The 6,921-nt window shown below is 35.4% G+C and carries 4 protein-coding genes; all 4 read left to right on the forward strand.

Annotated features, from left to right (window positions below; translation table 11 throughout):
• On the forward strand, positions 1 to 251 hold a 251-nt coding region (locus PLJ10_13180), incomplete at its 5' end, for a hypothetical protein (protein HOK10598.1).
• A gap of 433 nt (positions 252 to 684) precedes the next feature.
• On the forward strand, positions 685 to 1,341 hold the full coding sequence (gene trmB / locus PLJ10_13185; protein HOK10599.1) for a tRNA (guanosine(46)-N7)-methyltransferase TrmB: 657 nt from the start codon (positions 685 to 687) through the stop codon (positions 1,339 to 1,341).
• Between the two features lie 10 nt (positions 1,342 to 1,351).
• Complete coding sequence (locus tag PLJ10_13190) at positions 1,352 to 3,643, forward strand: PASTA domain-containing protein (GenBank protein ID HOK10600.1); 2,292 nt, start codon at positions 1,352 to 1,354, stop codon at positions 3,641 to 3,643.
• 495 nt (positions 3,644 to 4,138) lie between these two features.
• Positions 4,139 to 6,921, forward strand: a 2,783-nt coding sequence (locus PLJ10_13195; GenBank protein HOK10601.1) for a DEAD/DEAH box helicase family protein, incomplete at its 3' end; no start/stop codon positions are given.

A 6,921-nucleotide genomic window follows, 5' to 3' on the forward strand; every position in this document is an offset into this window, starting at 1 on the left:
CATGGGTGGCTACCATCCCTGCCCCGATGGCGAAGACGGCTACTGCCCAGGATAAGTACAGCGATAAAATTCATAAATACAATTCATTTTTTGATAACAGCATCCAATCAATATTGTCTATTCCACTTCTTTATAAAAAACATAAGCCCTCTTATCTATGTAAAATAAACCATATTTGCACATACACCAAAAAATTCTGTTACCACCGAGGCAGACTTATCCCTCTCCCTCATAGCATCTGCTCCAATTAAGGCATTAAACGACTTTGATTAAATTAAGGTGAACCTATCTGTTTCTTTTCATCAAGACAATGTACTACATTTACCTATGTAAACACAGTCAGATATGTTTACGCTACAAAATAATAACAAGAACGTCTTTGCTAATGAATAGAAAGATGACAGCAAAATCATCGTTTTATAATAGGAAAAATCATTTTTGAAAGAGTAGGCTATTTAAAAATTATCGTTGGTACCTTCGGTAATCTATTCTATATGTTCTGCCCATTTTTTATACGAATAATTGTGTCTTTCATTTCGCCTGTTTCGTCTATGCCACATGCCTTCTTTGTCTTTTTATCCCGTTGTTTAAAACGAGCATCTGAAAATACAGATTATTAAAATAAAAGGGTGTATAATTATATATAATGAATATAGATAAATATCTTATAGAGGTGAACAACCCTTGAGAATCCATCAGCATGTAAATCCGTTGAATAAGAAATATCAGGTTATTCCTCCGATACCTTCATGGTCTGAGGTATACGCGGAATCTTTTCTACCTCTCCATCTTGATTTGGGTTCTGCAAGTGGCAAATTTTTACTTCAATTGGCACAAAAAAATAAAGACTGGAATTACTTAGGTCTGGAAATACGACAACCATTAGTAGAGCGAGCCAACCGCTGGAAAGATGATGTAGGGCTTACCAATCTTTACTTCTTTTTCGGTCATGCACATATTGTTTTGCAACCTCTTCTTGAAAGTTTACCTATTGGTGTTTTGCACATGGTTAGCATTAACTTTCCCGACCCATGGTTCAAAAGACGCCATCATAAGCGGAGATTGGTTACCCCAGAATTAGTAGAAATGTTAGCATCCTATTTACAGCCTCACGGGAAGGTTTTTATCCAAACTGATGTTAAAGAATTAAGTATGAATATATGTGATGTTTTCATTAATAGCCCTCATTTCCAAATTGTAGATGCACAGACACAACAAAATCCGTTCGGCATCCCGACAGAACGAGAATTATCTGTGACACGATTAGGTCGTTATATATATAGAACTATTTTAGAACGAGAATCTGAAAATTCAAAAGAAATCAACCCTCATAATAATTAGGACATAAAATATGAAAACTCAAAGATATTTCCTTCCCTTAATCCTTCTCTTGTTCTTCATTGCTGTTTCCCCTTCTTTTGCTGGTGAGAAAATTAAATATATGTTAACAATTCAAAGAGTCGGCGATGAAGGGATTGTCAATCCTGGTATTGGAACGTTCTATTACGATTCTGGAACTACTGTTTTTATAAATGCTCTTCCAACTTCGAACTGGGCATTTGACCACTGGGAAGGGGATGTTACAGGAACAGATTTAAATATTCAAGTTGTTATGAACAAACCTAAGACAATAACCGCTGTATTTGCTCCCGCACAATGGAGGTTAACCATCGAACATAGTGGCAATGCCACTGGCACAACATTTCCCGGTCCAGGTATCTATGGGTTTCTGGACGGCAGAATTGTAGGGATTAGTTCTGGCACATCCGATGGTGTCTATTTTGGAGGCTGGACTGGCGATGTGATAAGCAACGAAGAATTTATTCAAGTAGTTATGAACTCCGACAAGTATGTAAATGCACGATTTGCCGATACAGGATATACCCTTAATATAAATGTAATAGGTCAGGGCGGAACAACCCCTTGGCATGGGGCACCGCACCGTTACTCTGAAGGATTAACAATATCAGTTCTATCCTATTCAACGGATTCTTCATGGCGTTTTGACCACTGGGAAGGCGATATAGGCGATAACGAACCTAAATATTATATCCTGATGGTACTTACCATGGACCAGAATCGAAATATTACCGCAGTATTCATTGAAAAACCATGGTATAGACTAACATTGGAGATTATTGGAGAAGGAAGTGTTTCTGTGAAGGAGGGGTTTAACGAACCTTTGAACCTATCAACAGGGATTCATGAATTAGATTTTGCTGAATGGACATTTATCCGCTGTGAGAGAACGGAAACAACTCCAGGCTGGAAATTCCTCCGATGGGAAGGTGATTTTGGTGATACCTTACCTACATACCCAAAATGTTCCTTTTCTATGGATAAAAACCGATATGTCCGCTGTGTTTTTACAAACCTCACACAGGTACCCAATATAATAGGGACACCCCAAAATATCGCAGAAACAACCATAATTGACAGAGATTTAACAGTAGGTGACATTACAGAAGTATGCAATAATGATTACCCATCTGGCTATGTTATAGACCAAGACCCACCAGCATGGACAACAGTCGAAATAGGAAACTCCGTGTCACTCTGTGTCTCAACAGGACCCTGTACTATATCCGTACCAAATCTAATCGGATTAACCACAGAAGAAGCAGAAAGTATAATAGAATCCGCTGGCATAATGATAGGTAATGTGACGAATCAATGTAATAATGAAATTGAAGCAGGAATAATAATCAATCAAAATCCCCCAGCAGGAGAACAAATATACCCCGGAAATAATGTAGATATTTTAGTCTCATCAGGACCCTGCATCGAAGGAGAGGGAACCGAAGAAGGTTTTACCGAAGGATTCCCCGAAGGTGAAGGAACCCCCGAAGGCGAAGGATGTGTCTGGACCGAAACATGCCCCAACTTCGACTATGAAGGGATACAAATTGGATACTTTGTTAGACAGGTATGGAGTGACTGCGATATTAACCAGTCCAATATCCCCGACGCATGGGAAATAGAAGTTGTTAAATACCTACTATGCAACCCCCAGGGAATATGGGAAAACCAATTCATCTGTAAATTTATCCAGAACTACCAACAACTAAAAACAGAACCAAATTTCTATTCCTCCTATTACCTTTTCCGACATGTCTTGACAGGACTTTTGACCATCGGAACGAACATAGATATACTGAAAAACACATTTCTACTCTCAAAAAATTATTCTCCATTTGAATACCCAATCAGCATATCACCATTATCGCCAACCACCGATATTGATAATGATGGATTGACCAATTATGAAGAATATCTATGGATGGTAGAACTCAATGGAAATAAAAATGCATTTGTTCAAAATATATTCAATCCTATTCCCGTTCCCGAAATACATACCGCAGACACAAATCAAGATAACAAAATCAACTTGGGAGAACTCCTTCGTATTATCCAGTTCTTTAACTCTTCCGGATTCCATTGCGAAGAAGGAACCGAAGATGGCTACGCACCAGGTTATGACGAAAGTTTCAATTTCTCATGCCCACGACATACCGCCGATTACTTGCCCCCTGATTGGCATATCAGCATCGAAGAAATTCTAAGAATGATTCAATTGTTCAATTCAAACGGCTATCAAATTTGTCCCTTCATTTCCGAAGACCATTACTGCCCAATACTCTAATCGTTTAAAACCTGACAACGTAATTAACAATTGAAAAATTATGATTGAACAACCCCAGATAATTTGAATATTGTCCAGTTGCGACAGATTATAAATAGATGACGGTTTTAACACTTTCACTAAGCCATTAATACACAGCCCGGTATTCCGCCATATCTCATATATCACTCATTCCTCCAACGGATTTAAGAGGGTCCTTAATTTATGCGGTCATGATGACCTATCCGTTAATTCCTTTTGCTTATCGTCCGTATGCTTAACTGTAACCGCTTCACAAGAAACACTACAGTTTTCTTCAAGTACCCTAATCTTTCCCGGTTAAACTATTACCTTGACATCGGGTAATACTTAATTCCAGCCATATCCATCCCCTTCTTGATTTACAAATACTTCTTGTTTTATCTTTTCTCTTATCCCTTGATATATTTATTATAATACCCCTTACAACCTGCAATTACACAACAATTAGGATTAAAAGAACTAAAAAGATTTATGATGAGAATAGAAGCAAAACAATTTCAGTATGAAATTCAAACGTATCAAGAAGATTGCGTAAAGAATATTGTTAATATTTTTGAACAACTTCGTCAAGGAAAAAATGTTACTGATGTATTAAAAGAACATCAAAACAATCACAATTACAATTTTCCTGTTAATAACACTAAAAATATAGATATCATGATGGAAACAGGAACGGGAAAAACCTTTACTTATATCAAAGCTATTTTTGAATTATGTAAGCATTTCGGCTATAAGAAGTTTATTATACTTGTTCCCTCTATTGCCATTCGTGAAGGCACAAAAACGCATTTAGACGATACTAAAGAATATTTCAAGAGTTTATATGCGAATGAAAAGGAAAAAGAAATTGAAGTTTTTGTTTATGAAGGAGGAAATATTTCAGCAGTTAACCAATTTATCAATACTTCGCATTTATCAGTTTTGGTAATGACACCAAGCTCATTTGCCCATAAAGATAATATTCTAAACCGTCCTTTAGAAAGTGAAATCTATGCACCTAATTTATTTGAAGAAAATCCCAACCCACCAAAGTCTTACCTGGAGTGTTTAAAACGATTGAAACCTATAGTGATAATGGACGAACCTCATCGTTTTGATGGCGATGCCTTTAAAAAATACTTTGAAGGATTTGACAATTATTACTTGCGTTTTGGTGCAACTTTCCCTAATAAAAAAGACAGCGTACCTTTATCTAATGTGGCGTATGTTTTAGATAGTATTTCTTCTTTCAGGCAAAGTCTGGTTAAGAAAATTGTAGTTTACACACAAGACATAGTTGAAAACACAGACACACTTGTTAGCATTGAAAATAGAAAAGCCATTGTGAACACCTTAACAAATGGTATTGTTGTAAGACGAGAATTAAGCATAGGTTCCATTTTTAATGGCAAAGGCATTAAAAAAATAAACAGAGATTCTATTGTTTTGTCAGATAATACAATCGAGAAAGTTGACTATTCCATTTCTGATGAAAGCTTGCGTACTATGCTCAGAGAAACCATTAAAATTCACTTTGAAAAGGAAAAAGAACTCTTTGAGCAAGGAATAAAAGCACTTACATTATTTTTTATACCCAATGATATTAGCCTTTACAGAGGTGAACATCCAAAAATTAAAAATATTTTTGAAGAAGAGTATAAAAGTCAACGACAGGAAATTTTGAAGGTTATTGACCATAACAGCGAATATTATAAATACTTACAAAACGATTTTGATAGCGAAGGTAATTTAGTTGTTCATCGTGGATATTTCTCAGGTGATAAGGGGAATGCTGATGAAAAGATAAAAAAAGGGGTTGATGAAATTCTTAAAGACAAAAAGAAACTGCTTTCCTTTGAAAGTCCTACACGATTCATCTTCTCAATCTGGGCATTGCAGGAAGGTTGGGATAACCCAAATGTTTTTACTATTTGTAAACTCTCTAATCAAGGTAGTGATATATCTAAACTGCAACAAATCGGTAGAGGCTTACGAATTTGCGTAAATCAAAATTTGGAACGTCAAACACTCAAAAAATTAAATGAGAATCAGGAATTATTCTGGAAAATTAACAACCTTGATGTTGTTGTATCCAGCAAAGAACAAGGTTTTGTTGAATCCATTCAGAATGAAATTTTAAGCAATTCATTTCTTATTCAGGAAACATTTACAGTACAAGAACTTAAAAGGCTTATTAAAGACAAAGGAAAATGTGACGATACCACTGTTCACAAAATATTTAAGGCAATGGAAAATAGCCAATTGATTATATTCAAAACGACCATTGATGGTATTGATGTTTACGAAAAAGCACCTGATTACTCTATAAAGCTAAGAAACTTGGGTCTGCCCAAAGAACAAGTAAGTGTGCTTGAAAATCTGTTTGCTACTGATGCCAATACTTACATTCAAGATGCCAAAAAGAAAAAAGAAAAAAAGAAAGTTTATATTAAATCCCTACATTCAAAAGAATTTCAAAACCTATGGAATACCATCAACAAAAATGCTTTTTATGTGCTTGAAAATTTGACCAAAGAACAAGAAAATCAATTGATACAAAATATAAATGCGGACATCGAAAAGCTCAACATTGAAGAAATTTTATTGCAAACCATCCGCGCAGAACTAAATGTAAATAAACTTGAGAAACAGGATGCCATTACAAGAGAATTAAAAGACACCATCACCCATAAAAGCAAAGTTGATTATTTAGAATTTGTAAAAACATTGTCCAATAATACAAAAACACCACTATCATTCGTTGTCAAAGTGTTTAATGCGTTAAGTGATGATTTTAAGAAAAAAATGATTTGTAATAATCCAGAACAGGCTCAAAGAGAAATTTCTGATATTATAAAAAAGCACCTGATTGCCTTGATTAAAGCCAACATCAAGTATTACGGCATTAATGGAACTGTTTTGCCAAATATATTCAAAGAAGAAAACAAGAGAACCTATTTGGATGCGGGAAGCACAGGAAAATTCCAGAAGGATATTGACAGAGATTTTTCTTTAACGGCAAAATGGGTATTTGAAGAAGTAATTGAATACGATAGCGATTTTGAACTTGAAATTGTGGAACAGGACCCTGATATTGATAGTATTGAAATTTTTGCTAAATTACCCCGCCTCAAAATCAAAACCCCATTGGGCGATTACAACCCTGATTTTTGCTATGCTATAAAAAGCACAAAAGGTAATAAAATATTTCTTGTAGTAGAATCGAAAGGATATCAATCATCTACGGATATTCCTGAATATGAAAAAGCAAAAATTGA

Origin of the sequence: Candidatus Hydrogenedens sp. (genome assembly GCA_035361075.1) — a bacterium.
Taxonomy (GTDB): domain Bacteria; phylum Hydrogenedentota; class Hydrogenedentia; order Hydrogenedentales; family Hydrogenedentaceae; genus Hydrogenedens.